Raw genomic sequence first — 23,904 nt, 5'->3', positions numbered from 1 at the left:
AATCGATTTTTTTATCGAGACGACGAAATCTGAAACGGAACCGCAGCATGGATTTGACGGCGGAAAATCTTGGCGTGCGACGCGGCGAAGATTTCATATTCATGAATATTTCCTTCAAGTTAAGCGACGGAGAGGCGCTGGTGCTGACCGGGCGCAACGGCTCGGGAAAATCCACGCTGCTGCGCACGGTGGCGGGTCTGCTGCGTCCCGAGCAGGGACGGATTAAGATAGCCGGCGAAGGAATTGAGCCGGCCATGCGCCCCTCGGAGGCCTGCCATTATCTCGGCCATCGCAATGCCATGAAAACCGAACTGACCGTTTCGGAAAACCTGCGCTTCTGGAAGGATTTCCTCGGTGACTTTCCCGGCGGCAGGGGCATGGCGATTGATGAGGCCGCGGAGATCGTCGGCCTTGCCGGTATTACCCACCTGCCCTTCGGTTATCTCTCCGCCGGCCAGCAGCGGCGGTTTGCCATGGCGAAGCTTTTGATTGCCTGGCGACCGGTGTGGATTCTCGATGAGCCGACCGCGGCGCTTGATAAGGCTGCGGACGGAATGTTTACCGATCTTGTGAAAAACCACCTTGGAAGGGGCGGGATTGTACTTGCTGCGACCCATCAGCCGCTGGGGTTGGAGAATACGCAGGAATTGCAGATGATGGGGTTTGCAGGGGTGGAGGCTTGGGCATGATGGTGATGTGCGTGCGGCTTACCCCCCTCTGCCCTGCCGGGCATCTCTCCCTCAAGGGGGGAGATCGGCAAGGCGCACTCCCGCCGCTTCTTTCTCCAACATTGAGATGGGTGAGACCTTGCCGCAGGTCGATCTCCCCCCTTGAGGGAGAGATGCCCAGCAGGGCAGAGGGGGGTAAGCTATATCCACCGAGGCCCTACCAATGACCGCCCTCTTCCTCCGCGATATCAAACTCTCCATCCGCGCCGGCGGCGGCGCGCTGATCGGCGTGCTGTTCTTCATGACCGTGGTTGCCGTCATCCCGTTCGGCGTCGGTCCCGATCTCAACCTGCTCGCCCGCATCGGCCCGGCCATCGTCTGGATCGGCGCGCTTTTATCCGCCCTTCTCGGCCTCGACCGGCTGTTTCAGGCGGAGAGGGATGACGGCTCCCTCGATCTGATCCTGATGCAGGAAACCCCGCTTGTCCTGACCGTCTTCGTGAAATGCCTGGCGCACTGGGTCACGACCGGCCTGCCGCTGGTGCTTGCCTCGCCGCTGCTCGGCCTGTTCATGAACATGGACGAGGTGGCGATCGGCGCCGTCATGCTTACCCTTCTCGTTGGCTCACCCGCCATCACCTTCATCGGCGCGGTGGGCGCGGCGGTTGCCGTTGCCCTGCCACGCGGCGGCCTTCTGGTCTCCATCCTCGTCCTGCCGCTCGCCATTCCCGTCCTGATCTTCGGCGTCAGCGCTTCCTATGCAGCCGTGCAGGACCCGGCGCCCTTCATGCCGCCATTCCTCATCCTCTGCGCGATCACGTTATTTTCAGCCGTGACCGGTCCTTTCTTTGCCGCTTTGGCACTGCGCAATGTTATGGATTGATGAAACCACGCCAGACGATCCCCGATTGACAGGGATCAATTGCGGGACGGCCATTCTCGGGTTACACAAACGGCATGAACGAGCAGACCTTCACCATCACCAAATTCAGTGATCTCGCCAACCCCACGCGGTTCCTGGCGCTGGCGGCGCGCATTCTGCCTTGGCTCGCGGCTCTGACAGCACTGGTACTGACATCAGGCCTTTATCTATCCTTCACCACCGATGGCGATTACCAGCAGGGTTATACCGTGCGCATCATGTATGTGCATGTCCCCTCCGCCTGGCTCGCCATGATGTGTTATTCGGTCATGGCGATCTCCGCGATCGGCACCCTCGTCTGGCGTCACCCGCTCGCGGATGTCAGCCACAAGGCCGCCGCCCCCATCGGCGCAGCGTTCACGCTCATCGCACTCATCACCGGCTCGCTCTGGGGCAAGCCCATGTGGGGAACCTGGTGGGTATGGGACGCACGGCTGACCTCCGTTTTCGTGCTTTTCCTGATGTATCTCGGGCTCATCGCACTCAACCGGGCCATGGATGATCCGTCCAGGGCGGCCCGCGTCAGCGCCGTGCTGATCCTCGTCGGTTTCGTGAATATCCCCATCATCAAATTTTCGGTCGAGTGGTGGAATACGCTTCACCAGCCGGCAAGTGTCATCCGCATGGGCGGTTCCGCCATCGATGCAGAATTTCTCTGGCCGCTTCTGACGATGGCCATCGGGTTCACGCTGCTGTTCTTCACCCTGCATATCGCCGCCATGCGCAATGAAATCTGGCGCCGGCGTGTCGCCGCGCAACGGCGGCTTGCCGCCCGCATGGCGAACCGGGAGGGCTGAGGGGATGACACACGCCTTTTATATCGGAATGTCCTATGCGGCGACGGGCCTTGTCGTTCTCTGTCTCATCGCCTGGGTCGTCGTGGACGGTCAGGCACGCAAACGGGAACTGAAGGAACTGGAGGCCTCCGGTGTGCGCCGCAGGGCAAGAGCCGGTTCCGCAGGTGACGCGCAATGACGCAGGCCAACCGGGACGACACAAAAGCCAAAACGACGGGCCGTACACGTTATGCGCTGGCGCTTCTCCCGTTGCTGCTGTTTGGCGGTTTCGCCCTCATCGCCGGCAAGATGCTCTACGATCAGGACGTGAACGGGCTTGACATCAGCGCCATTCCCTCGGCGCTTATCGGTACCAAGGCACCCGCCCTGTCGCTACCGCCGCTGGAGGGCTCGAACCTTCCGGCGCTGACCGATACCGCCATCAAAGGCAGGCTGACGCTGGTCAACGTCTTCGCCTCCTGGTGCATTCCCTGCCGGCAGGAGCATCCGCTGCTTCAGGAATTGGCGAAGGACGAGCGCATCACCGTCGTCGGCATCAATTACAAGGACAAGCAGGATAATGCGCTGCGTTTCCTCGGCGAGCTCGGTAATCCCTTTGCGGCGATAGGCGTCGATCCGAACGGCAAGGCGGCGATTGACTGGGGTGTCTATGGTATTCCCGAAAGTTATCTGGTCGGCGCGGATGGCACGATCCTTTATAAAAAGGTCGGCCCCTTCGATGCCCGCAGCGTCGAACGGGACCTGCTGCCAGCCATCGCGGCCGCAGCCGGGAAATAACCCACTCCGCAAGGTATCACCCCTTGGTAACGACCCTCAGCGACGGGCCTTCAGCCGGCAGACGCATGCCTTCCAGCACGACTTGGTCGCGACCGCCACGTTTTGCGGCATAGAGACTATCATCGGCACGCTTGATGGCATCGTGGATTGAATGATCCCCCCTCGCGACGGCCGAGACACCGAAGCTTGCCGTGATCTGGCTGGTTACACCCCGGTTGCGCCAATCGAGCGACGAGAGACCTGTACGCATGCCATTGGCAAGTTGGCCGGCTGCGGCAGCCGTCTGGCCGGGCAGGAAGACAACGAATTCCTCACCGCCAAAGCGCGCCACCAGCGCATCCCCGGGCGCGTTTTTTCTGAGAAGATCGGAAAGGCCGATAAGAACGATATCTCCTGCCGCATGACCGTAGACGTCGTTGATGCGCTTGAAATGATCTATGTCGCAGACAATGACCGCGCCCTCAGGCGTATCGTTGCGAAAATCGGGAACACGGCGATCAAAGCCGCGGCGGTTCAGCACGTCAGTCAGAGGATCATGTTCCGCCGCATGCAGATGACGGTCGACGGTGACGGAAATCTGGCTCGCGAGCACGGAAAGCGCAAGCAGGAAACCGAAAATGCTCGCGGCGAGCTGCATGTAGAAGGCATAATCCGACTCGAAGAATTCGCTGAGCTCGATCATCGAGCCCCCCGGCGTCATCACCAGCAGCATGCCGATGCGCACCAGCGTTTCCACTACCACAAGACAGGCAATTCCCACCATCAGCCTGTCGGCGAGCGCGACGGGGCGCTTTCGCACGAGCCAGACCGGGATCGCAAGCAAAAGGGCGCAGACGAGATCGCCAATGACGAGCTCGCGTTTCAGATCCGGCGTGATGAAAACATGGAAAGAGACCAGCAACACCGCAACCACGACGATCGACAGTCGGGCCGCGGTATGAAGCGGCCGGTCAAAATGGGTAAGCAGCGCATGGCCATAGAGGAAGAAGGCGGAGAAGAACAACAGGTTCGAAAGGATCGCCTGGACTTCGAAAGGCAGGCCACCGAGCACCAGAGGCGTCGCAAAACCAAAGGCCGCCGAAAGATATCCGATACCCCAATAGCGGGCGGAAGCGTGACCGATCCTCTGCAGGAACAGGAACACCACGCCGAATGTCAGCATGATGAAGGGGAGAAGATAGGCGAAATTATCTTGCAACGGGTTCTGCCAGGAAGAGACGGGTCTTTGAACCCGGACGATACCGCAATGCCCTTAAGAAAGCCTGCATGTCTCGCGTGGTTTCAGCTCATCCCGGCCAAAATCCCGGCAGCTGCGTTCACATTTGCGGGAGCGCGTTCTGCCATTCCTTGATCGCCTCCACAGGCCAGACCAGCATGACGACGTTCAGCGTCAGATTATCGCGGATTAGCCAGCCGGTGAAGATTTCGAAGAAGATGGCGATCACGACAGTCAGCCACACCGGCACGCGGGCGGCGAAGAGGAAACCCAGCACCATAAAAACCGTGTCCATCGCTGAATTCAGGATGCTGTCGCCGGTGTAACCCAGCGCCATGGTCGCGGTGCGGTAACGCTCGATGATGAGAGGCGAGTTTTCAAGGATCTCCCATGCCGCTTCCACCAGAACCGCAAGTGACAGCCGCATGGAAAGCGGTTTGTTGCGGAAGAGCAGCCAGGCGAACCAGTAGAACAGGAAGCCGTGAATGATATGCGAGGGCGTATACCAGTCGGCCAGATGCTGGGAATTTCCCGGTGTGTTCACGCCGGGCTCGAACAGCTTCACATAACCGCATTCGCAGATCGGAATGCGGCCCATGGCATAGAGAATGACGATCTGCAGGAGAAGCAGCCCGGCGGCCACGCCGAACCATTTGAGCGAGCGCGAACGGGAAGCCGACATCTCTGCAATTGTCATTTTTCGTCCTTGTTGAGCGGTTCCAGCGAATGGCGCATGACGAGCGGCATTTGCGCCATGGTGAAGATGATGGTGATCGGCATCGTGCCCCACACCTTGAAGGCGACCCAAGTGTCGGTGGTGAACATGCGCCACACAACCTCGTTCATCACCGCGAGGAAGAGGAAAAACACGCCCCAGCGCAGCGTCAGCTTGCGCCAGCCCTCATCCGTCAGCCTGAAGGCCGAATTGAAGACGTAACCCAGCAGCGATTGCCCGAAGAACAGGCCGCCCAGCAGAATGACGCCGAACAGCGTGTTGACGATGGTCGGCTTCATCTTGATGAAGGTGTCGTTCTGCAGCCACAAGGTCAGCGCGCCGAAGACGAACACCACGATGCCTGATATCAGCGGCATGATCGGCAGTTTCCGCGTCAGCACCCATGAAACCGAAAGAGCCAGCGCCGTTGCAATCATGAACAGGCCGGTGGCGATGAAGATCGGCCCGCCGAATTCCGTCAGCACAGGGAAGGTGGAGGCCAGCCATTCGCCGCGGGAATTGGCGAAGAAGAACACCATGAGCGGGCCAAGCTCGAGCACGAATTTCAGGAGCGGGCTGATTTCCGCCACCATCTTTTCGCTTTCCTTGGAATTGCTTTCAATATCCATACTCACACTCCCGCAATGGCCTTGGCGAAATCTTCCGCCTCGAAGGGCTCCAGATCATCAACACCTTCACCCACGCCGATGAAATAAACCGGCAGCTTGTGTTTGGCAGCGATGGCGACGAGGATACCGCCCCGCGCCGTGCCATCCAATTTTGTCATAATCAGGCCCGAAACGCCCGCGACATTCCGGAATATTTCCACCTGGTTCATCGCGTTCTGGCCGGTCGTCGCATCCAGCGTCTGCAGCACGGTGTGCGGCGCATCGGGATCGAGTTTGCCGAGCACGCGCACGATCTTTTCCAGCTCCGCCATCAGTTCCGTCTTGTTCTGCAGACGGCCGGCCGTATCGATGATGAGCACATCGCTTTTTTGCGCCCGCGCTTGCTCATAAGCGTCGTAGGCAAGCCCAGCCGCATCTGCGCCGAGCTTGGTACCGATGAATTGCGAACCGGTCCGATCAGCCCAGATCTTGAGCTGTTCGATGGCCGCCGCGCGGAAGGTATCGCCGGCCGCAAGCATGACCTTGAGGCCAGAGCCCGAGAGCTTGGCGGCAAGCTTGCCGATAGTGGTCGTCTTGCCGGTACCGTTCACGCCGACGACGAGAATGACATGCGGCTTGTGCGAGAGATCGAGTTCCAGCGGCTTGGCGACAGGCTTCAGGACCTTGGTGATCTCGCCCGCCATAATGCGCGCCACATCTTCGCCGCTGACATCCTTGCCGTAACGTTCGGAAGACAGGGCGCCGGTGATGCGCATGGCGGTCTCCACACCCAGATCCGACTGGATGAGAAGGTCTTCCAGCTCATCGAGCGTGTCCTCATCCAGCTTGCGCTTGGTAAAGAGCGCCGAAATCTGCGTCGTCAGCTGCGACGACGTGCGGGCAAGCCCGGCCCGCAGGCGCTGAAACCATGTCAGTTTTATCTGCGGTGCGATAGGCGCAGGCTCCTGCCGTTCACTTGCCGACGAAAAACCCTTGGGCAGAGCCGTGGGAACCGCAGGGGGTTCGACCGCGCTCGCGGCTTCCGCCTCGTCGAGCAGCGCATCCATCGCATCCGTATCCAGCACGACATCCGCTGCTTCCGGCAAAGCTTCGTCCTGCTCTTCAGCGGCTGCTTCCGCCTGTAGCAACGACAATGGCACCACGCCCATATCGCCGGAAAGCTCGGCACCGGGAAGAAGCGGCGCGTCCTCTTCCTCATCTTCTTCGGAGAGAACGACATCCGTCGCCTCGTCCGGGGCCGGGCCACCGGCCGTCTCCATCTCCAGTTCGGAAACCGGGTCCCTTTCGACAGGGTCATGCACTTGCGCGTCGCTCAGCGCCGCTTCGAAGGAGGCGTTTTCATTGCCGCGCTCAGACGCGGCGTCCTCTTGCGGCCGCTCTTCCGTTTCGGCCTTGTCCTTGCCGAACGAAAAGACTTTTTTGATGAAGCCGAGGGCCATGGTCGTTCCCGTGTCTTTTCTCTTTAGCCGCCTCAGGCCGCATTTGCCGCCAGAAGCTTCATGTTCAGATGTTTGCCGTTGTGGCCGGTAATCGCAACCTGCGCAAGAGTACGCGCAGGAAGATCAGGCGCCGCGACCAGCGTGAAATTATTGGTATGGGCAAAACCGTTGTTTTCGACGAGGATCGTCTGCATCGAACCGACCATACCTTGCAGATGCGTGAGCCGCAGCGCTTCTCCGCGTTCACGAAGCCTCGCCGCCCGCTCCTTCACCAGCGCGCGGTCGAGCTGCGGCATGCGAGCCGCCGGCGTGCCGGCACGCGGGCTGTAGGGAAATACATGCAGGCTGGAAATGCCGCATTCTTCCGCCAGCGTCGCGGCATTTTCAAACATCTCTTCCGTCTCGGTCGGAAAACCGGCGATCATATCCGCGCCGAAGGCGATCTCCGGCCGCAGCGCCCGCACTTCGTGACAGAAACGAACGGCATCGGCCCGTGAATGGCGGCGTTTCATGCGTTTCAGGATCATGTCGTCGCCATGCTGGAGGGACAGGTGCAGATGCGGCATGAAACGCGGCTCATCGGCAATCAGATCCATCAAATGATGGTCGGCCTCGATACTATCGATCGAGGAAAGCCGCAGACGCAGAATATCCGGCACCTGTTTCAGCAATGTCTTGGCGAGGTAACCGAGCGATGGCTCGCCGGGTAAGTCCGCGCCATAGCTGGTCGCATCCACCCCGGTCAGCACGATTTCGCAATAGCCGCTTTCCGTCAGCCTGCGTGCCTGATCCACCACCGCACCCATGGGCACCGAGCGCGAATTGCCGCGCCCGTAGGGTATGATGCAGAAGGTGCAGCGATGATCGCAGCCATTCTGTACCTGAATGAAGGCGCGCACATGCCCGTCTATGTGTTTCACCATCTGCGGCGCTGTCGCCTTGATGCTCATGATGTCGTTGACGCGCAGCTTTTCTTCCGCCGAGACGCCGAAATCCGGTAGCGCGCGATAGGAGGCGCTTTTCAGCTTTTCCTCATTGCCCAGCACCGCATCCACCTCGGGCATTTCGGCAAAGGTCTGTTTTTCCGTCTGTGCGGCGCAGCCGGTAACAATGATGCGTGCATGCGGATTGTCGCGCCGTGCGCGGCGGATGGCCTGGCGCGCCTGACGCACCGCCTCGCCCGTCACGGCACAGGTATTGACCAGCACGGCATTGTTGAGCCCGGCTTTTTCGGCCTCCGCCCGCATCACTTCCGATTCATAGGTGTTGAGACGGCAGCCGAAGGTTATGACCTCGACGCCACTCATACGGCCCCCTGTTCGGCCGCAGCATCACGCGACCAGACGCCGGTAACGGGATCGACCATGCCGGACCATTCCCATTCGGCAGGGCCGGTCATGATGACGTGATTGTCCTCACGCCAGTCGATGGTCAGCGGCACGCGGATGGGGCTGGAGGCGACATCGATGGTGACCCTCCGGCCGGTACGGCCGGTGCGGGCGGCGGAAACGGCTGATGCGCAGGCGGCCGAACCGCAGGCGAGTGTCAGCCCTGCGCCGCGCTCCCAGGTGCGGGTGCGAAGCGCACTGTCGGAAATCACCTGCGCCAGCGTGATATTGGCCTTCTCCGGAAACATCGGATGGTTTTCGAGCAGCGGCCCGAAACGTTCGAGGTCGAATTCCATCGGATCACGATCCACCCAGAAGATCGCGTGCGGATTGCCCATGGACATCACAGCAGGCGAGTGCAGGATCGGCGCATCGATCGGGCCAATCTGCAATTCGATGCGGCTGGTATCGTGGAACTCCTCCGAAAGCGGAATGTCGCTCCAGCGGAACCGCGGCAGGCCCATATCGACTGATATCATGCCATCTTCATGTTCGACGGCGTTCAGGATGCCCGCCACCGTCTGGAAGGTGAAGCTAGTCTTGCCCGTTTCGGAAGACAGCGCCTGCACCACGCAGCGCGTGCCATTGCCGCAGGCCTGCGCCTTCGTGCCGTCGCAATTGAGAATATCGATGAAGGCATCCGTGCCGCCAACACGCGGATCGTGGATCGCCATGATCTGGTCGAACTGTGTGGCAGCATCGGCGTTCAGCGCAATCGCCGCCTCCGGCGTGACCATATCTTTACGGCCGCGCATGTCGATAACGAGGATCTTGTTGCCAAGCCCGTTCATCTTCGCAAATTCGACCGTATCCGCCATCGCCTTAAACCTGAAAACTGTCTGAAAACCGGTTTGCATTCGGGATTTGCCCCGCGCTTTCGCCCTATATGGCGGAAAGACCGGCAAATTACCAGACTGTTGCGGCGCAAACGGGGCTGCGGTCAGACGGAAGGCACGTCGAAAACTTCACCGGGACGCATTGGCCGGAAACGGCTTTCGTCGACCCCCTGCTCCGTCAACGCAACCTTGAGGGCCGCAAGCGGCGCATCCACGGCCTCGTCCGTCAACTGTACTGTCCCCCAATGATGGCCGCAAACATGCGCCGCGCCGCAAAGCTTCATTCCTTCCACGGCTTCCGCCGGGTTCTGATGCTGGCCTTTCATGAACCAGCGCGGCTCGTAAGCACCGAAAGGCAGGTTGGCGAGGCGGAACTCACCGTGCTTCTTGCGCGCGGCGTGATAATTGAGGCCCTCGTGGAAGCCGGTATCGCCTATATGGTAGATTTTACCGCCTGGCGTTTCGATGACGAAGGCGGCCCAGAGCGCCATGCGTCGGTCGTTAAGACCGCGGGCCGACCAGTGGTGGCACGGTTCGAAATGAATTTTCACCGAACCTGTCTCCACCACATCGCCCCAATCACCCACCTTGATACGCGCCGCCTCGACACCGGTGCGAATAATCGCGTCATTGCCGAGCGGCGTGATGAAAAGCGGCTTGTGCGCCACATGCAGGCGCTTCAACGTTTCCATATCCAGATGGTCGTAGTGATTATGGGTCACCAGCACCAGATCGATGGGCGGCAAATCCTCAAAACGGATGCCGGGCGGATTGACCCGTTTGGGACCGGCAAAACTGAAAGGGCTGGTGCGCTGCGACCACACCGGATCGACGAGAATATTCAAACCCGCCGTCTGGATGAGAAATGAAGCATGGCCCACAAAGGTGACGCGCATGTCCCTGCCTTCGATGCGGGCTTCCGGCTTTGCGAAGGGAAAGGGGCTCGGATAGCTTTCCGGCCATGTGGCGCGCTCGCCATTGAAGCGCCATTTCAGCAGCCCCATGAAATTGCCGGGCGGCGAACCGCCGGGGTTGAAGAAGCGCATCCCGTCGAAATGATCGGAGATCGGGCCGCTATAATAGGCGCTGGCGCTCGAACGGCGGGCATAAAGGCCACCACCCGCCAGAGCGAGCAGGCCAAGAGCGGAAAAACGAAAAAATTTTCGACGGTTCATGACAAATGTATAGGGAGCGAAAGAGGGCCGTTCAAGCACCGCCAATGGTGGCCGGCGACCAATCACGCAAAGATGAAATGCAGGCCTTCGCGCCTGAAACCCGGCACCGCCTTGACTTTTCCCGCGCTTTCCTGTTTATCGCCGCCAATCAGCTGGCAGTTTCACGACTCCAAGCCGCCGACCGGGACCCGCAAAGGTATAAAGAGATCCCGGAGGTCAACACCCGACAGCGCGATGCGCCCTCGGGTGCTTTTTGGCTTTGCGTCTTGTTTTTGGCAGCGAAAGCACCGACGTTTCGGAAACCCCGGAACGAAGAAGGAAGAAACGATGTTTGAAAACCTCCAGGACCGCCTTGGTTCCATTCTGAATGGACTGACCGGCCGTGGCGCGCTGACGGAAGCCGATGTTGCTGCCGCCCTGCGCGAGGTTCGCCGTGCGCTTCTGGAAGCGGACGTTGCGCTGGAAGTCGTGCGTTCCTTCACTGACAAGGTGCGTGAAAAGGCTGTCGGCGCAGCCGTTCTGAAATCCATCAAGCCCGGCCAGATGGTCGTCAAGATCGTGCATGACGAGCTTGTCGAAATGCTCGGCACCGAAGGCGTCTCGATCGACCTGCATGCGGCCGCCCCCGTCGTCATCATGATGGTGGGTCTGCAGGGTTCGGGCAAGACCACGACAACAGGCAAGATCGCCAAGCGCCTGACCGACCGTGACAAGAAGAAGGTGCTGATGGCATCTCTCGACACGCGTCGTCCGGCCGCACAGGAACAGCTTCGTCAGCTCGGCGTGCAGACCGGCGTCGACACGTTGCCGGTCATTGCCGGCCAGTCGCCGACAGATATCGCCGCGCGCGCCGTGCAGGCTGCAAAGCTCGGCGGCCATGACGTCGTCATTCTCGACACCGCCGGCCGTACCCACATCGACGAACCCTTGATGCTGGAAATGGCCGACATCAAGAAGAAGTCCAATCCGCACGAAATCCTGCTGGTCGCGGATTCGCTGACAGGTCAGGACGCCGTCAACCTCGCCCGCAACTTCGATGAGCGCGTCGGCATCACCGGTCTTGTGCTCACCCGTATGGACGGCGACGGACGCGGCGGTGCCGCCCTTTCCATGCGCGCCGTCACCGGCAAGCCGATCAAGCTGATCGGTATCGGCGAGCGTATGAACGAACTCGACGAGTTCCATCCGCGCCGTATCGCCGACCGTATTCTCGGCATGGGCGACATCGTCTCGCTGGTCGAGAAGGCCGCCGAGAACATCGATGCGGAAAAAGCCCGTGCCATGGCCGAGAAGATGGCCAAGGGCAAGTTCGACCTCAACGATCTCTCCGACCAGCTTGCCCAGATGAAGAAGATGGGCGGCATGGGCAGCATCATGGGGCTGATGCCCGGCATGGCCGGCATGAAGGACAAGATGGCTTCCGCTGGCCTCAACGACAAGATGTTCGACCGCCAGATCGCCATCATCTCGTCGATGACCAAGGCGGAACGCGCCAATCCCGATATTCTGAAGCACAGCCGAAAGAAGCGCATCGCCGCCGGTTCCGGCACCGATGCCGCTGAAATCAACAAGCTTCTGAAGATGCATCGCGGCATGGCCGACATGATGAAGGCCATGGGCGGCAAGGGCAAAGGCGGCATCATGAAGCAGATGATGGGCGGCCTTGCCGGCAAGATGGGCCTCGGTGGTCTTGGCGGCGGCATGCCTGATCTGTCGAACATCGATCCGAAGCAGCTTGAAGCGCTCCAGAAGCAGGCAGAAGCCGCCGGTCTCGGCAAGCCGGGCGGGATGCCCGGCCTCGGCGGCATGCCGGGCGGATTGCCGGGCCTCGGCAGCGCCAAGCTGCCAGGTCTTGGCGGCATGCCGGGCCTGCCCGGCTTTCCGAAAAAGAAGTGAGGGGGACACCAGTGAACAATGCAGAGGTGAAAGCCCAGCTTTCCGAATACCGACAGTCGATCGACAATATCGATGCCGCACTGGTTCACATTCTTGCCGAACGTTTCCGCTGTACCAAGGCGGTGGGCGTGCTGAAGGCAAAATACAATTTGCCGCCGGCCGACCCGGCGCGCGAGGAATACCAGATTGAACGCCTTCGCCACCTGGCAAAGGATGCCAATCTGGATCCGGATTTCGCCGAGAAGTTCCTGAACTTCATCATCAAGGAAGTCATCCGGCATCATGAAGCAATCGCCGCCGAACATGGCGGCACCGAAAAGACCGCCTGAAAGGCGGACAAGCCATCCTAAGGAGTAAATGACATGGCACTTAAAATTCGTCTCGCACGCGGTGGTTCCAAGAAGCGCCCGTACTACCAGATCGTCGTTGCTGACGCCCGTTCGCCCCGCGACGGCCGTTTCCTCGAGAAGGTCGGTTCCTGGAACCCGATGCTTGCCAAGGACAACCCGCAGCGCATCGAGCTGAAGGCTGACCTCATCAAGGAATGGATCGCCAAGGGCGCACAGCCGACCGACCGCGTTCTGCGTTTCCTCGCAGAAGCCGGCCTTGCCGAGCGCGCCGCTCGCAGCAACCCGGAAAAGGCAAAGCCGGGCAAGCGCGCTCTGGAACGCGTTGCCGAAAAGAAGCAGAAGGCTGAAGATGCAGCCGCTGCTGCTGCGGAAGCCTCTGCCGCAGAATAATCTGCGCAGAATCTTTTGAAGAACGGGTGGCGTGGTTTTCCATGCCGCCCGTTTTTTGTTTATTTTGGCGTCAACAAACCTTAAAGCTGACGCAACCACCACCAGAAGACGGACGGCCCGATGGCAAAGCTGGAAAACCCGGTACTCATGGCAAAGATCGGCGGCGCGCAGGGCCTGCGCGGTGAGGTCCGTGTCAGCACCTATACGGCCGATCCGATGGCGCTCGGCGATTATGGTAATCTGGTCACCGCCGATGGCCGCATCTTCGAAATTCTTGAGGTGCGCGAGGGCAAGAACGTTGTCGTCGTTCGTTTCAGGGGCATCAACGACCGTAATGCGGCCGAAAGCCTGAACGGGCTGGAACTGTTCATCGACCGGGACAACCTTCCTGACGACGAGCTTGACGACGACGAGTTTTATTATGCCGATCTCGAAGGGCTGGAAGCCGTTGATGCCGAAGGCAAAAGCTATGGCGCCGTCAGCGCCGTCTACGATTTCGGTGCAGGTGATCTGCTGGAACTGAAAGGTGCGGGCCGTCGCCCTGCCCTCATACCCTTTTCGGAAGCAGCCGTGCTTGAAATCGATCTCGAAGGCGGCCGCATTCTCATCGACCCGATGGCCGCCGGACTGATCGACAATCCCGACGACAAAGACGAAACCGGCGCATCGCCTTTCGGCAAGAAATAAAGCAATGACTTTCAAGGCCACCGTTCTGACGCTCTACCCGGAAATGTTTCCGGGACATTTGGGATATTCGCTGGCGGGCAAGGCGCTGGAACGCGAACAATGGTCGCTTGAGGCCGTGCAGATTCGCGAATTCGCGACGGACAAGCACAGAAGCGTCGATGACACCCCGGCAGGCGGCGGTGCCGGCATGATACTAAAACCCGACATTCTTGCTGCAGCCATCGACCATGTTTCGGATGGCGATACGCGACCGCGCCTGCTGATGAGCCCACGCGGCAAACCACTATCGCAGGACCGTGTGCGCGAACTGGCGGTTGGCGACGGTGCGATCATCGTCTGCGGCCGTTTCGAAGGCGTCGATCAGCGGGTCATAGAGGCGCGCGGGCTGGAGGAAGTGTCGATCGGCGACTACATCCTCTCAGGCGGCGAGCCGGCCGCACTGACGCTTCTGGACGCCATCGTCCGCGTCCTGCCGGGCGTCATGGGCAACGATCTGTCAGGTGTGCATGAAAGCTTCGAGGGCGGGCTGCTGGAACATCCGCATTATACCCGTCCGCAGGCATGGGAGGGCCGCGATATTCCCGCCGTCCTCACGTCAGGCAACCACGCCGCCATCGACAAATGGCGGCACGAACAGGCGCTGGCGCTGACGAAGGAAAGACGGCCAGACCTTCTTAAAAAGGCTCAGGCCGAGACGAAATAATAGGCCGTCAGCACCAGGCCGACCGCAATGACCAGCCAGCGAATGATCCATTGCGGCACGCGCCTTGCCGTGTGCACGCCCGCATAGCCGCCAAGTGCCGCTGCCGGGAACATGATGAGCGCCGCCCACCAGGATACGACGCCGCCGCTGACGAAGATCGTAATCGCGATGATGGCGATCACCACCGACAGCAGGTTCTTCAGCGCGTTCAGATGATGATAGCTGCCGCCCGAGGTGATCCCGAGGATGGCGAGCATCATGATTCCCATGCCGGCACCGAAAAAACCGCCATAGATGGAGGCGAGCCCCTGAAAGACGAGGCTCGGAAGATTGCCGGGAGACCGCTCCGTACTGACCTTCGGACGCAGCCACGGGCCGGCGGCGAAAACGGCGGTGGCGGCAAGAAGCAGCCATGGAACCAGCTGGCGGAAGGAAGGATTGTCGAGCGACAGCAGAAGCAGCGAGCCGGCCAGCCCGCCGACGACGGAAACGGCTGACAGCAGGATCGCCTCGCGCCAATGCGCACGGATTTCCGGCCCATAGGCGATGACCGAGGTGATATAACCCGGAAACTGCACGATAGCCGAAGTGGCATTGGCAACGATGGGCGGCAGGCCGGCCAGCGTCATCGCCCCGAAGGTCAGGAAAGTGCCGCCGCCGGCAATGGCATTGACGACACCCGACAGAAAGCCGGTCGCAAACAGCACGAGAACGATGAATATGGACATGGCCCCTCCCAAGGTTTTCATGCCATATCCGGCAGAAAGCCGCTTCGCAACTGCAGGAACGCTGTGCGCAATTGATAAAATATTGTCATGAAAGGGATGACAAACGGCGCTGCCTCGTGTATGTGCCCGCGTGGAATTGGGGTTTACCCCTTTAACCGCAAGCAAAGAATGGCGAATCCGCTCCTGCCGCAAGGCATGATCCCAAGGCTTTGACCGAAGGACAAACCGTTGAGCGCTCTGGCTGTTTCAGAAGAAATCAGAGGTTAACATGACCAATATCATTCAGCAGCTGGAAGCCGAACAGGCCGCCAAGATCGAAGCAAAGCGCACCCTGCCCGAGTTTTCTCCGGGCGACACCCTGCGCGTCAACGTTCGCGTTACCGAAGGTAACCGTACCCGCGTTCAGGCCTACGAAGGCGTTTGCATCGCCCGTTCCGGCGGTGGCCTTTCCGAAAGCTTCACCGTTCGCAAGATTTCCTACGGCGAAGGCGTCGAGCGCGTATTCCCGATCTACTCCCCGCTGGTCGAAGGCGTTGAAATCGTTCGCCGCGGTAAGGTTCGCCGCGCGAAGCTCTACTACCTGCGCGACCGTCGCGGCAAGGCTGCCCGTATCGTTGAAAACACCGGTACGCGCGCGCGCAAGCTGAACGAATCCGAGCGGCAGGCAGCAGCCGAAGAAAAGGCACGTCTGGAAGCCGAAAAGGTAGCAGCAGCACAGGCTCTCGCCGCCGAGAAGGCAGCAGCCGAAGCCGCAGAAGCCAAGGCAGCAGAAGAAGCAGCAAAGGCTGCTGAAACCGCAGCCGAATAAGATTTCCATTTCGATGGATTAAAGAAAAGGCGGCCTTCGGGCCGCCTTTTTTGTGGTGTCTCGCTGCAAACCTAAAGCCGCAGGCTGAGAATTGGCAAGCGGCCTGGAACTATGCTGCGCGAGCGGTTTTATGCAGCTTGGAAAATCGAAAGAAAACTCGCCTTACTGCCCGCCTGCCGCGCGACCTTTCAGTCATTTCTCATGAAAGGATGCAGAAAGATTCCAATCAACTACAGATACTTACTTAATTTTTTCGTGTGGGTGTTTTAGCCCATCCTCGAATAGCATTGCCTAATTCCCTTTATTGTGCAATTTTCTTGCTGTTTTAGGTGTTATTATGTTTTTATTTAATTCTTTTTTAACAAGAAATAAGTCCGCTTTCTTGGCAGTTGGCCTCGCCAGCGCGTTGATGAACATCCTTAATCTTTCCGGCTCACTTTTCATGCTGGAAGTTTACGACCGCATTCTGCCCAGCAAGAGCATTCCCTCTCTTGTGGCGCTGGTCGTTCTGCTGATCGTTCTCTACGCGTTTCTCATGGGGTTCGACGCGCTGCGAGGCCGTATATTGGCGCGCATCTCGGACAATATGGACGACGCGCTCAATCAGAAGCTTTTCAGGGCGTCGATCAGCGCCCCGCTCCTTGCTTCCGGGAAGATCGATGGGCTGCAGATCGTCGGTGATCTCGATCAGATCCGCCAGTTTCTCTCAGGGCCGGGGCCTGCGGCCTTTTTCGATATTCCCTGGCTGCCCATCTATCTCCTGATCTGTTTTGCCCTGCATCCGTGGATCGGGTTCGCTGTGCTCGGCGGAGCCGTGGTTCTCATCGTGCTGACGCTTCTGACCAATTGGCTGACCGAAAGGGCGACAAAGCAGGCTTATACTGCGCGAGGGCAGAGAAACGTCCTCGTCGGCAACAGTCAGCGCAACATTGAATCCATCAAGACCATGGGCATGATGGATGCAGTGACGTCCATGTGGGACGAGTTGCACTCCAGATATCGCTCCGTCACCCTGTCGACTTCAGATACGGCCGGCATGCTCGGCGCCATGTCGAGAACCTTCCGCCTGTTGCTGCAATCCGGCGTCATGGCCATCGGCGCCGTGCTTGTCATCGACGGCCATGCATCGGCGGGCAGCATCATCGCAGGTTCGATTCTCTCTGCGAAGGCGCTCGGTCCTGTCGAACATGCAATCGCGAACTGGCGCAGCTTCATGACCGCAAGACAGGGCTGGAAACGCGTCAACGAGTTCCTGGAGCTGGTGCCGGAACCCACACCGCCGCTCTCCCTGCCGCGCCCGCAATTTACCGTCGCAGTCGATCGTGTAACGGGTGGGCCGCCCAATGGCGCACGCGATACGGTCGCCGATATTTCCTTCACGCTGAACGCAGGCGACGGGCTCGGCATCATTGGCCCAAGCGCGTCCGGCAAGTCCACGCTGGCACGCCTGATGACCGGCATCTGGCCTTATGAACGTGGCTCCGTCCGCTTTGATGGGGCCGCACTCAACCAGTGGGATTTCGAGTTTCTCGGCAAATCCATCGGTTACATGCCCCAGCAGGTGGAACTGATGCCGGGGACGGTGGCGCAGAACATTGCGCGCTTCGACCGCAATGCGACTGCGGAAGCAATTGTCGCCGCAGCCAAGGCTGCGCAGGTGCATGAGCTGATCCTGAACCTGCCCAACGGTTACGATACCTATATTGGCGACCGCGGCGAGGCTTTGTCGGGCGGGCAGAAGCAGCGCATCGGCCTTGCCCGTGCCCTGTTTGGCGAACCCTTCTTCGTCCTTCTCGATGAGCCGAACTCCAATCTGGACAGTGAAGGCGAAGGAGCCCTGCGCAATGCGATTGGCGACATCAGGGCGCGCGGCGGCATCGTCGTCGTCATTGCCCATCGCCCCAGCGCCATCGAAAGCGTCAATCTGGTGATGGTGATGAGCAACGGCCGGATGCTGCGCTTTGGCACGAAGGAGGAGGTGCTCGCGCAAATCCTGCGGCAGAACATCCGCCAGGTGCCTGAGGAGGAAGAAACGCGCAAGATTGAAAACCGGGTGAGCGAAAATGGTTGAAGCGGAAAAACCCGGCATGACGAATGCGTCCATTCTCAGACATTCGACGGCAGTGGTCGTTCTCGCCCTTGGCCTTTTGGTCGGATTGGGCGGCTGGGCTGCTTTCGCAAAGCTTGCCGGTGCGGTGGTGGCCACGGGCCGGGTTGTCGTTGAAGGCAATTCAAAAAAAATCCAGCATCTTTCCGGCGGCATCGTCAGCGAGATCAATGTCGCCGAAGGTGACAGGGTAGAGGCCGGCCAGATCCTCCTGCGGCTGAGCGCCACCGTCGTTCAGGCGAACCTCTCCATCATCGAGAATACGCTTGCGCAGCTCTACTCGCGTCGGGCCCGTCTCCGTGCAGAGATTGCCGAAGCACCGTCTTTCACTGTAACGGAAGACCTGGCGGCGCTGACGAGTTCGAAGGCGGCCAAGACCTTCATCGACAGCGAACAGAACCTTTTTAATAGCCGTCGCAACGCGTTGGTCGGCATGAAAAAGCAGTTGGGAACGCGCAAGGACCAACTCGGTGACGAGGCGCGTGGCCTCGAGGTGCAGGTGGAGGCGACGGACAATGAGCTTGCCATTGTAAAGGACGATGTTTCCAAGACGGACGAGCTCTTCAAAAAAGGGCTCGTGACGCTCCAGCGCCTCAATCTCCTCAAACGCCAGCTGTCCAATCTCGAAGGCCAGCAGGGCCAATATATCGCCGCTCGTGCGCAAACGGTGGGCAAGCTGAGCGAACTGGATCTGCAACTGCTTCAGCTCGACGAAGACCGCAAATCGGAAGTCACGAAAGATCTGACATCAATCGAAGCGACCGTTGCGGAATATGAAGAACGGCTGGCGGCGACGCGCGACCAGCTGGATCGCCTCGACATCCGCTCGCCGATTGCCGGTCGCATCTACCAGCTTTCAGTGCACAATATAAATGGCGTCATTCAATCCGGCGAAGTGCTGATGCTGGTGGTGCCGGAGCGGGATGAGCTTGCGATCGAGGCCAATATAACCCCGCGAGACATCGATCAGATTTACGTCGGGCAACCGGTCACCGTTCGCTTTACGGCGTTCAACCAAAGCACGACGCCGGATTTGAGCGCGGAGGTTGCTGTCGTTGCCCCCGATCTGCAGACGGATTCCCGAACTGGCACATCTTATTACGCGTTGCGCATCAAACCCAACAAGGCCGGCATGACGCACCTACCTGGCGGGAAGTTGTATCCTGGCATGCCGGCAGAAGTATTTATCCAGACCAGCGAGAGGAGTGTTCTTTCTTATTTCGTAAAACCATTCCAAGACAGGCTCAGAAAAACCTTCGTTCAGGAATGATTTATTTCAGAAAAAGCGGCTTTTAGAGAAAATTTCTCAATACACCAAATACGCGATTTTTCGAAAAAAACGTATTTCTTATATTGTATTATCGTTTTTTATGTATTAAATATTACCCGCAATAATTACTATTAATTTAATTTCAATTCATCAATTTCTCAAAGATTTATAGGAGTTTAAAATGGCGTTAAAAGTAACTTTCGGTAATGGCGGCGCCGCTTCGGTTTCCTCGCTTACCAGCCTGATCGACCAGGAAGCTTATAAGCTCCTCACGGAATCGACCGCTCAGGTCAAGAACGGTTCCTCGCTCGAATCCGGTAGCGTCAATGTCGGCGCTGTATCAGTTCCCGGCACCGGTGCAGGTGGTACGGTGGATGTCGGTTACGATGCCTCCTCGAACGGCTTCAAATTTGACGTATCGTCAGCATGGAATTCGGTAAAGAACGCTCTCGCCCAGTCCGACACCTCTGAAAACCTTATCTTCAAGGATTTCGTTCAGGTCGACGTTCATCTCGGCGGCACCGGTTCGTCCACCGTGGAAGTTCTCAATGCCAAGCGTGGCAACATCTCGACCGGCGCTGGCAATGACACGGTCACCGTCTCTGTCGTTTCGAATGAAAAGACCTGGGTAAACAATTTCAACATCGATACCGGGGCAGGCAACGACACGATCATCGTCAAGGCTGGCGCTGCATTTAACGACGCATCTGCGGCTGGCACGGGCGGTCTTGCCGCCAATACCGGTGCCGTGAATGGCGGTGCTGGCATCACCGACGGCAGCTTCACTTCCGTCAAGATCGATGCAGGTGCCGGTAACGATACGATCGACCTGAGCGGCGTGAAACTTGCGTCCTCACTGGTGACCGGCGGTAAGGGTATCGATCACATCATCGCAAGCGGTGGCGCCGATACCTTCGTCTTTAATCTCGGCGACATGGCCAAGAGCTTTGCGACTGATACCATCGAAGGCTTCAACGCCGCCGTGGACAAGCTCAAGCTGGTCGGCTCGGTGATCGATAACTGGGCGGTATCGACGATCGATAACGACACCATCCTCAGCTACAACGTCACTGGCGAGCACAAGGGCGAAAAGATCGTTGTCTCCGGTGTTCACCTGACCGGTAGCGATTGGTTCACCGCGTAATTCTCTCGAAGAGAATTTGATTATTTGCCGCTTAAAATGATCGTGGCCCGGAAACATCCGGGCCACGATTTTTTACAGGTGCGCCGGTCGGCAATCGTGTCAGCTGTCGCTATCTTCCAAAGTCAGGCGGCCCTGACCTGATTGCCCATTCTGCGCGTTGCGACGATGACAAGCACCCCGGCAAGCGCCAAGCAGAAAGCAAGGAAGAACATCGGCGCAATGGTGCTGCCGGTCTGATCCTTGATCCAGGGCACCACATTCTGCGCCACGAAGCCGCCCAGATTGCCGACGGAATTGATCGCGGCGATACCGGCAGCCGCACCTGCTCCCTTGAGGAAGCGGCCGGGCAGGCTCCAGAACACCGGCTGGCCGGCAAAGATGCCTGCGGCGGCGATGCACAGGAAAGCGAACTGCAGGACCGGATCACTGAGCAATGCCGACATCAACAGGCAAAACGCACCGATGAAGGCAGGGCCGACGATATAGGGCGTCTTGTTCTTGGCCTTGTCGGCTGCCAAAGGCACGACGAACAGGGCAACGGCGACGATCACCCAGGGGATGATGTTGATAAAGCCGTTAGCGGTGTTGGAAACGCCGAAGCTCTTCACGATGGTCGGAAGCCAGTAGCTGAGACCATAGGCGGCCAGCGGAAAGCCGACATAGCAAAGCGCCATGAACAGAACGCGCGGATTGACCAGCGCCTTGAAGCCGTCCTCCGCATGCTCTTCCATGCCCTTGTTTTCTTCGGCCAGCCGGTTCTTCAGCCAGGTTTTCTCATCCTGCGTCAGAAACTTCGCCTTTTCCGGCGTATCATCAAGATAAAAGAAGGTGGCGATACCGGCGATGACGGCCGGAATACCCGTGGCGAGGAATACCCATTCCCAACCGGCATAACCGAGGAAACCATCCAGATCGAGCAGCATGCCGCCAAGCGGCGCGCCGATGGCATTGGCAAGCGCGCTGAAGATCATGAACAGGCCGATCATGCGGCCACGATAATCGCGCGGGAACCAGAGCGTCATCAGGAACAAGACGCCGGGGAAGAAACCCGCCTCGCAGAGCCCGAGCAGGAAGCGCAGGATGTAGAACATCGTGGCGTTCTGCGTATAGGCAAGCGCGATGGTGACGGCGCCCCAGGAAACCAGAATGCGGGCGAACCATTTGCTGGCGCCGAAACGGTTGAGGAAAAGGTTGCTCGGCACCTCGAAGAGGAAATAGCCGATGAAGAACAGCGAAGCGCCAAGGCCGTAGGCATATTCGCTGAGGCTCAGCGCATCGACCATCTGCAGCTTGGCATAGCTGACATTCTGGCGGTCGATATAGGCGATGAGATAAAGAAGGCCAAGAAACGGCATCAGCCGCCAGGTGATCTTCGAGATAAGGGCTTTTTCGGATACCATATGCTTTTCCCTCCCTTCGATTGCTCGTCGAAATGCAAATGATAAGGGAACCCATCTATATGTGCATTGCAAAATACGCAAGTTGCACTGCATCATAACCACCGGCAACCACTACAAGGCAGGCCCATTGGGGGCTTGAGCCATGATGCAGCGCATATAGAAAATGCCGAACCGTCGCATTCAGGGCTGTACGCATTCATATTGCCGTAAAACCGGCAATCTGCTATGAACTCAGCCATGGGATCTAAATTCGGATGTCTCGCGCAGAATGTTTATGTGCTGCAGGACCACAAGCGTCTGCCGGCACGGTTCTTTGCGCGCGTTTCCGGGGCGCTCACCAGCCGACTTAGGCTCGCCTGACAGCAGCACGCTGTCCACCGCCTTACTGAACCCTCATTACCCTTTTATATGACAAGGCACAGAGCCATGAGCGCACCCCGCACCCTGTATGACAAAATCTGGGACGACCACGTCGTCAATCGTGATCCCGACGGAACCTGTCTTCTCTACATCGACCGTCACCTCGTCCATGAGGTGACGAGCCCGCAGGCCTTCGAAGGCCTGCGCATAGCCGGTCGCCCCGTGCATTCACCTGCCCGCACGCTGGCCGTCGTCGACCATAACGTTCCGACCACGGCCGACCGGCTGGAAGGTATCAAGAACGAGGAAAGCCGCATTCAGGTGGAAGCGCTCGCGCAGAACGCTAGGGATTTCGGCGTCGAATATTATTCCGAGCGCGACAAGCGCCAGGGCATCGTTCACATCGTCGGCCCCGAACAGGGTTTCACCCTCCCGGGCATGACGATCGTCTGCGGCGACAGTCATACCTCGACCCACGGCGCCTTTGGCGCATTGGCGCATGGCATCGGCACCTCGGAAGTGGAGCACGTTCTGGCGACCCAGACGCTGATCCAGAAAAAGGCCAAGAACATGCTGGTGCGTGTCGACGGCAAAATCCCGGATGGTGTTACCGCCAAGGACATCATCCTCGCCATTATCGGCGAGATCGGCACGGCTGGCGGCACCGGTCACGTGATCGAATTTGCCGGCGAGGCGATCCGTTCGCTCTCCATGGAAGGCCGCATGACGGTCTGCAACATGACCATCGAGGGCGGAGCCCGCGCAGGTCTTATTGCACCTGACGAAACCACCTTTGACTACATCAAAGACAAGCCGCGCTCGCCGAAGGGCGAAACGCTGGAACAGGCCATCGCCTATTGGAAAACGTTGAAGTCCGACGAAGGCGCACATTACGACAAGGTCGTGGTACTGAACGCGGCCAATCTGCCGCCGATCGTCTCCTGGGGCTCGTCGCCGGAAGACGTGACCTCCGTTGAAGGGATCGTTCCCAATCCGGATGATATCGAGGAAGAAAACAAGCGTACCTCCAAATGGCGTGCGCTGGAATACATGGGCCTGAAGCCCGGAACGCGCATCACCGATATCGCCATCGACCGCGTCTTCATCGGCTCATGCACCAATGGCCGCATCGAAGATTTGCGCGCGGCGGCGAAAATCGTCGACGGCCGCAAGGTCGCCCCCACGGTCTCGGCAATGATCGTGCCCGGCTCCGGTCTTGTGAAGGAACAGGCGGAAAAGGAAGGTCTCGACAAGATTTTCCTCGAAGCCGGTTTCGAATGGCGCGAACCGGGATGTTCCATGTGCCTTGCCATGAATGACGACCGCCTGAAGCCCGGCGAACGCTGTGCCTCGACCTCGAACCGCAATTTCGAGGGCCGCCAGGGCTATAAGAGCCGCACCCACCTCGTCTCCCCTGCCATGGCAGCAGCGGCGGCGATCGCCGGTCATTTCGTCGACGTGCGCGAGTGGCAATAGGTTCCTGACACCATCGTTTCAGG

The 23,904-nt window shown here is 59.1% G+C and carries 25 protein-coding genes; 16 read left to right on the top strand and 9 right to left on the bottom strand.

Translation table 11 applies throughout. From position 1 onward, the window contains the following. Positions 1 to 47 precede the first annotated feature (47 nt). The 5 genes from ccmA (at position 48) to QRN60_RS19700 (ending at position 3,164) form a co-directional block, all read left to right on the top strand. Positions 48 to 689 carry a heme ABC exporter ATP-binding protein CcmA gene (gene ccmA / locus QRN60_RS19720; RefSeq protein WP_112977797.1) on the top strand — a complete coding sequence of 214 codons (642 nt, stop codon included), beginning with the start codon at positions 48 to 50 and terminating at the stop codon, positions 687 to 689. 202 nt (positions 690 to 891) lie between these two features. Continuing rightward, complete coding sequence (gene ccmB, locus QRN60_RS19715) at positions 892 to 1,551, top strand: heme exporter protein CcmB (RefSeq protein WP_003505065.1); 660 nt, start codon at positions 892 to 894, stop codon at positions 1,549 to 1,551. Between the two features lie 74 nt (positions 1,552 to 1,625). Beyond that, positions 1,626 to 2,387, top strand: coding sequence for a heme ABC transporter permease (locus tag QRN60_RS19710; RefSeq protein WP_113076750.1), 762 nt, complete (start codon positions 1,626 to 1,628; stop codon positions 2,385 to 2,387). 4 nt (positions 2,388 to 2,391) lie between these two features. Next, complete coding sequence (ccmD, locus tag QRN60_RS19705) at positions 2,392 to 2,565, top strand: heme exporter protein CcmD (protein ID WP_060725377.1); 174 nt, start codon at positions 2,392 to 2,394, stop codon at positions 2,563 to 2,565. Further along, the gene (locus tag QRN60_RS19700) at positions 2,562 to 3,164 is read left to right on the top strand and encodes a DsbE family thiol:disulfide interchange protein (protein ID WP_113076749.1); all 603 of its coding nucleotides are present in this window, start codon (positions 2,562 to 2,564) and stop codon (positions 3,162 to 3,164) included. The genes ccmD and QRN60_RS19700 overlap by 4 nt, the downstream gene beginning before the upstream one ends. Before the next feature lie 16 nt (positions 3,165 to 3,180). Here the strand turns inward: QRN60_RS19700 and QRN60_RS19695 are convergent, their stop codons facing one another. The 7 genes from QRN60_RS19695 to QRN60_RS19665 form a co-directional block, all read right to left on the bottom strand. Beyond that, entirely contained in the window at positions 3,181 to 4,362 is a 1,182-nt protein-coding gene (locus QRN60_RS19695; protein ID WP_020810183.1) for a GGDEF domain-containing protein, read from the bottom strand. 118 nt (positions 4,363 to 4,480) lie between these two features. Beyond that, positions 4,481 to 5,077, bottom strand: a complete 597-nt coding sequence (locus tag QRN60_RS19690) for a DUF2585 domain-containing protein (protein WP_020810184.1) — start codon at positions 5,075 to 5,077, stop codon at positions 4,481 to 4,483. Then, a complete protein-coding gene (locus QRN60_RS19685; protein WP_003505077.1) occupies positions 5,074 to 5,724 on the bottom strand; it encodes a septation protein A in 651 nt (216 codons plus the stop codon). The genes QRN60_RS19690 and QRN60_RS19685 overlap by 4 nt, the downstream gene beginning before the upstream one ends. Positions 5,725 to 5,726: 2 nt before the next feature. Beyond that, complete coding sequence (ftsY, locus tag QRN60_RS19680) at positions 5,727 to 7,163, bottom strand: signal recognition particle-docking protein FtsY (protein ID WP_129564798.1); 1,437 nt, start codon at positions 7,161 to 7,163, stop codon at positions 5,727 to 5,729. 32 nt (positions 7,164 to 7,195) lie between these two features. Continuing rightward, a complete protein-coding gene (mtaB, locus tag QRN60_RS19675; protein ID WP_003505081.1) occupies positions 7,196 to 8,470 on the bottom strand; it encodes a tRNA (N(6)-L-threonylcarbamoyladenosine(37)-C(2))-methylthiotransferase MtaB in 1,275 nt (424 codons plus the stop codon). Further along, positions 8,467 to 9,369: a diaminopimelate epimerase gene (gene dapF / locus QRN60_RS19670; RefSeq protein ID WP_129564799.1), complete on the bottom strand. Its 903-nt coding sequence runs from the start codon at positions 9,367 to 9,369 to the stop codon at positions 8,467 to 8,469. Before dapF ends, mtaB begins: the two co-directional genes overlap by 4 nt. A 122-nt stretch (positions 9,370 to 9,491) precedes the next feature. Beyond that, a complete protein-coding gene (locus QRN60_RS19665) occupies positions 9,492 to 10,562 on the bottom strand; it encodes an MBL fold metallo-hydrolase (protein WP_080868365.1) in 1,071 nt (356 codons plus the stop codon). A 44-nt stretch (positions 10,563 to 10,606) separates the two neighbouring features. Here QRN60_RS19665 and QRN60_RS19660 point away from each other — a divergent pair, with 44 nt between their 5' ends. The 6 genes from QRN60_RS19660 to trmD all read left to right on the top strand — a co-directional run bounded on the left by QRN60_RS19660 (position 10,607) and on the right by trmD (position 14,588). Further along, positions 10,607 to 10,897: a hypothetical protein gene (locus QRN60_RS19660; protein WP_077998725.1), complete on the top strand. Its 291-nt coding sequence runs from the start codon at positions 10,607 to 10,609 to the stop codon at positions 10,895 to 10,897. Continuing rightward, positions 10,890 to 12,458 (top strand): signal recognition particle protein, encoded by a 1,569-nt coding sequence (gene ffh / locus QRN60_RS19655; RefSeq protein WP_129564800.1) that lies wholly within the window; start codon positions 10,890 to 10,892, stop codon positions 12,456 to 12,458. The genes QRN60_RS19660 and ffh overlap by 8 nt, the downstream gene beginning before the upstream one ends. A gap of 11 nt (positions 12,459 to 12,469) precedes the next feature. After that, the gene (locus tag QRN60_RS19650) at positions 12,470 to 12,787 is read left to right on the top strand and encodes a chorismate mutase (protein ID WP_003520511.1); all 318 of its coding nucleotides are present in this window, start codon (positions 12,470 to 12,472) and stop codon (positions 12,785 to 12,787) included. A 33-nt stretch (positions 12,788 to 12,820) separates the two neighbouring features. Further along, complete coding sequence (gene rpsP, locus QRN60_RS19645) at positions 12,821 to 13,198, top strand: 30S ribosomal protein S16 (protein WP_003505093.1); 378 nt, start codon at positions 12,821 to 12,823, stop codon at positions 13,196 to 13,198. A gap of 120 nt (positions 13,199 to 13,318) precedes the next feature. Beyond that, positions 13,319 to 13,885, top strand: a complete 567-nt coding sequence (gene rimM, locus QRN60_RS19640) for a ribosome maturation factor RimM (protein ID WP_003505095.1) — start codon at positions 13,319 to 13,321, stop codon at positions 13,883 to 13,885. 4 nt (positions 13,886 to 13,889) lie between these two features. Next, complete coding sequence (gene trmD, locus QRN60_RS19635) at positions 13,890 to 14,588, top strand: tRNA (guanosine(37)-N1)-methyltransferase TrmD (protein ID WP_111834634.1); 699 nt, start codon at positions 13,890 to 13,892, stop codon at positions 14,586 to 14,588. On the opposite strand, the gene QRN60_RS19630 is transcribed toward trmD, so the two are convergent. After that, positions 14,570 to 15,316: a sulfite exporter TauE/SafE family protein gene (locus tag QRN60_RS19630; RefSeq protein ID WP_112977799.1), complete on the bottom strand. Its 747-nt coding sequence runs from the start codon at positions 15,314 to 15,316 to the stop codon at positions 14,570 to 14,572. The two genes, trmD and QRN60_RS19630, sit on opposite strands and share 19 nt — an antisense overlap. 268 nt (positions 15,317 to 15,584) lie before the next feature. On the opposite strand from QRN60_RS19630, the gene rplS reads away from it, so the two are divergent. The 4 genes from rplS (at position 15,585) to QRN60_RS19610 (ending at position 20,645) form a co-directional block, all read left to right on the top strand. After that, a complete protein-coding gene (gene rplS, locus QRN60_RS19625) occupies positions 15,585 to 16,124 on the top strand; it encodes a 50S ribosomal protein L19 (protein WP_003505101.1) in 540 nt (179 codons plus the stop codon). Positions 16,125 to 16,461: 337 nt separating this feature from the next. Continuing rightward, positions 16,462 to 18,195: a type I secretion system permease/ATPase gene (locus QRN60_RS19620; protein WP_129564801.1), complete on the top strand. Its 1,734-nt coding sequence runs from the start codon at positions 16,462 to 16,464 to the stop codon at positions 18,193 to 18,195. Continuing rightward, positions 18,188 to 19,501: an HlyD family type I secretion periplasmic adaptor subunit gene (locus tag QRN60_RS19615; RefSeq protein ID WP_060725366.1), complete on the top strand. Its 1,314-nt coding sequence runs from the start codon at positions 18,188 to 18,190 to the stop codon at positions 19,499 to 19,501. Before QRN60_RS19620 ends, QRN60_RS19615 begins: the two co-directional genes overlap by 8 nt. A 181-nt stretch (positions 19,502 to 19,682) precedes the next feature. Next, a complete protein-coding gene (locus tag QRN60_RS19610) occupies positions 19,683 to 20,645 on the top strand; it encodes a calcium-binding protein (protein WP_284766409.1) in 963 nt (320 codons plus the stop codon). 122 nt (positions 20,646 to 20,767) lie between these two features. Here the strand turns inward: QRN60_RS19610 and QRN60_RS19605 are convergent, their stop codons facing one another. Further along, positions 20,768 to 22,045 carry an MFS transporter gene (locus QRN60_RS19605; RefSeq protein ID WP_111791618.1) on the bottom strand — a complete coding sequence of 426 codons (1,278 nt, stop codon included), beginning with the start codon at positions 22,043 to 22,045 and terminating at the stop codon, positions 20,768 to 20,770. Positions 22,046 to 22,471: 426 nt separating this feature from the next. Here QRN60_RS19605 and leuC point away from each other — a divergent pair, with 426 nt between their 5' ends. Continuing rightward, a complete protein-coding gene (leuC, locus tag QRN60_RS19600; protein WP_003505108.1) occupies positions 22,472 to 23,881 on the top strand; it encodes a 3-isopropylmalate dehydratase large subunit in 1,410 nt (469 codons plus the stop codon). Positions 23,882 to 23,904: the final 23 nt, after the last annotated feature.

It is taken from the genome of Agrobacterium sp. CFBP2214 (genome assembly GCF_030209895.1).
In the GTDB taxonomy this organism is placed as follows: Bacteria; Pseudomonadota; Alphaproteobacteria; order Rhizobiales; family Rhizobiaceae; genus Agrobacterium; species Agrobacterium radiobacter.
Note: the sequence above shows the minus strand (reverse complement) of the source record. Positions and strands in the feature narration are given on the sequence as shown.

Bases quoted from the DNA above. Each gene is read 5' to 3' on its own strand.
- trmD (WP_111834634.1), top strand. From the start codon at position 13,890: ATGACTTTCAAGGCCACCGTTCTGACGCTCTACCCGGAAATGTTTCCG.
- QRN60_RS19700 (WP_113076749.1), top strand. From the start codon at position 2,562: ATGACGCAGGCCAACCGGGACGACACAAAAGCCAAAACGACGGGCCGT.
- ffh (WP_129564800.1), top strand. From the start codon at position 10,890: ATGTTTGAAAACCTCCAGGACCGCCTTGGTTCCATTCTGAATGGACTG.
- dapF (WP_129564799.1), bottom strand. From the start codon at position 9,369: ATGGCGGATACGGTCGAATTTGCGAAGATGAACGGGCTTGGCAACAAG.
- QRN60_RS19690 (WP_020810184.1), bottom strand. From the start codon at position 5,077: ATGACAATTGCAGAGATGTCGGCTTCCCGTTCGCGCTCGCTCAAATGG.
- QRN60_RS19665 (WP_080868365.1), bottom strand. From the start codon at position 10,562: ATGAACCGTCGAAAATTTTTTCGTTTTTCCGCTCTTGGCCTGCTCGCT.
- QRN60_RS19615 (WP_060725366.1), top strand. From the start codon at position 18,188: ATGGTTGAAGCGGAAAAACCCGGCATGACGAATGCGTCCATTCTCAGA.
- rplS (WP_003505101.1), top strand. From the start codon at position 15,585: ATGACCAATATCATTCAGCAGCTGGAAGCCGAACAGGCCGCCAAGATC.
- leuC (WP_003505108.1), top strand. From the start codon at position 22,472: ATGAGCGCACCCCGCACCCTGTATGACAAAATCTGGGACGACCACGTC.
- rimM (WP_003505095.1), top strand. From the start codon at position 13,319: ATGGCAAAGCTGGAAAACCCGGTACTCATGGCAAAGATCGGCGGCGCG.
- QRN60_RS19630 (WP_112977799.1), bottom strand. From the start codon at position 15,316: ATGTCCATATTCATCGTTCTCGTGCTGTTTGCGACCGGCTTTCTGTCG.
- ftsY (WP_129564798.1), bottom strand. From the start codon at position 7,163: ATGGCCCTCGGCTTCATCAAAAAAGTCTTTTCGTTCGGCAAGGACAAG.
- ccmB (WP_003505065.1), top strand. From the start codon at position 892: ATGACCGCCCTCTTCCTCCGCGATATCAAACTCTCCATCCGCGCCGGC.
- rpsP (WP_003505093.1), top strand. From the start codon at position 12,821: ATGGCACTTAAAATTCGTCTCGCACGCGGTGGTTCCAAGAAGCGCCCG.
- QRN60_RS19710 (WP_113076750.1), top strand. From the start codon at position 1,626: ATGAACGAGCAGACCTTCACCATCACCAAATTCAGTGATCTCGCCAAC.
- QRN60_RS19605 (WP_111791618.1), bottom strand. From the start codon at position 22,045: ATGGTATCCGAAAAAGCCCTTATCTCGAAGATCACCTGGCGGCTGATG.
- QRN60_RS19610 (WP_284766409.1), top strand. From the start codon at position 19,683: ATGGCGTTAAAAGTAACTTTCGGTAATGGCGGCGCCGCTTCGGTTTCC.
- mtaB (WP_003505081.1), bottom strand. From the start codon at position 8,470: ATGAGTGGCGTCGAGGTCATAACCTTCGGCTGCCGTCTCAACACCTAT.
- ccmA (WP_112977797.1), top strand. From the start codon at position 48: ATGGATTTGACGGCGGAAAATCTTGGCGTGCGACGCGGCGAAGATTTC.
- QRN60_RS19620 (WP_129564801.1), top strand. From the start codon at position 16,462: ATGTTTTTATTTAATTCTTTTTTAACAAGAAATAAGTCCGCTTTCTTG.
- QRN60_RS19660 (WP_077998725.1), top strand. From the start codon at position 10,607: ATGGTGGCCGGCGACCAATCACGCAAAGATGAAATGCAGGCCTTCGCG.
- QRN60_RS19685 (WP_003505077.1), bottom strand. From the start codon at position 5,724: ATGGATATTGAAAGCAATTCCAAGGAAAGCGAAAAGATGGTGGCGGAA.
- ccmD (WP_060725377.1), top strand. From the start codon at position 2,392: ATGACACACGCCTTTTATATCGGAATGTCCTATGCGGCGACGGGCCTT.